Here is a 1,400-nt window from a genome sequence, read left to right as displayed (position 1 = left end):
TAATGGATTTACAAGCGTTAAAAAGTGAGGCTACATGGTTGCAAAGCTATATAGATTCTCCAGAAAAGCAAAAACAGCTTTACCGACGGACGTTACTCATTGTGGTCATGTCGCAAATTTTTGGCGGAGCGGGACTGGCCGCGGGTGTGACAGTTGGTGCTCTTCTTGCGGAAGAGATGCTCGGCACTAACAGTTTAGCTGGAATGCCGGCTGCCCTATTTACTCTTGGCTCTGCGTTAGCTGCTTGGCTCGTTGGGCGATTCTCTCAACGCTATGGCCGCCGCTTTGGTCTTGCGGCAGGATTCATCACTGGTGGGATCGGAGCGATTGGGGTCGTGACAGCTGCTGCGTTTGATCAAGTCTTTCTGTTGTTTGTTTCATTATTCATCTATGGCGCAGGTACAGCAACAAACCTGCAAGCTCGCTATGCAGGTACAGACTTAGCAGCGCCGAAACAACGGGCTACTGCTATTAGTGTCGCAATGGTCTCTACCACTTTCGGTGCAGTGGCTGGTCCTAACTTAGTAAGTGTCATGGGTGAATTTGCTACCTTTATTGGTATTCCAGCTCTAGCAGGTCCGTTTATTTTAGCGGCTGTCGCCTTTATTTTAGCTGGGCTCGTATTACTGATTTTTCTTCGCCCTGATCCGCTCATTGTAGCGAAAGCATTAGCTGATGCGAAGATTTCGGACGATAGTAAGCAGTCAGTTCAAAAGGTTGAAGCAACAGCGATTCACAAACGAGGCATGATGGTTGGAGCGACGGTCATGGTGTTAACTCAAATTGTGATGGTTGCCATTATGACGATGACACCTGTACATATGAAACATCATGGACATGGATTAAGTGAAGTTGGAATGGTGATTGGTATTCACATTGCCGCCATGTACCTTCCCTCTCTTGTCACTGGTTTTCTCGTAGACAAAGTGGGGCGAACGATCATGGCGATTGCTTCTGGTGTCACTTTGTTATCAGCCGGTTTACTAGCTGCTTTTGCCCCGACTGACTCTATGCTAGGACTGACGACTGCGCTCGCTCTACTTGGGCTTGGTTGGAACTTCGGCTTGATTAGTGGGACAGCACTGATTATTGATTCTACATCTCCCTCTACTCGTGCAAAGACACAAGGAACCGTTGATGTCTTAGTCGCTTTAGCTGGGGCCTCTGGCGGTGCGATGTCTGGCATGGTAGTCGCTCACTCCAGTTACGCTACCCTCTCACTTGCGGGAGGAGTTCTTGCTCTGCTTCTTGTTCCAGTAGTAGTTTGGTCGAGGCGAAAAGTTGGTACAGAGTAATATTTATAACAAGCTCAATTTCTCCATTCCAACACTGAGAAATTGAGCTTGTTATAAATATTACTCTGTACCAACTTTTCGCCTCGACCAAACTACTACTGGAAC

General features: G+C 47.6%; 1 protein-coding gene. It reads left to right on the top strand.

Annotation, left to right across the window (positions count from 1 at the left end):
• Positions 1 to 2: 2 nt before the first annotated feature.
• On the top strand, positions 3 to 1,295 hold the full coding sequence (locus tag CEF22_RS10075) for an MFS transporter (protein ID WP_100402752.1): 1,293 nt from the start codon (positions 3 to 5) through the stop codon (positions 1,293 to 1,295).
• Positions 1,296 to 1,400 lie beyond the last annotated feature (105 nt).

This window comes from Bacillus sp. FJAT-42315 (genome assembly GCF_002797375.1).
Lineage (GTDB): Bacteria > Bacillota > Bacilli > Bacillales > Domibacillaceae > Bacillus_CE.
Note: the sequence above shows the minus strand (reverse complement) of the source record. Positions and strands in the feature narration are given on the sequence as shown.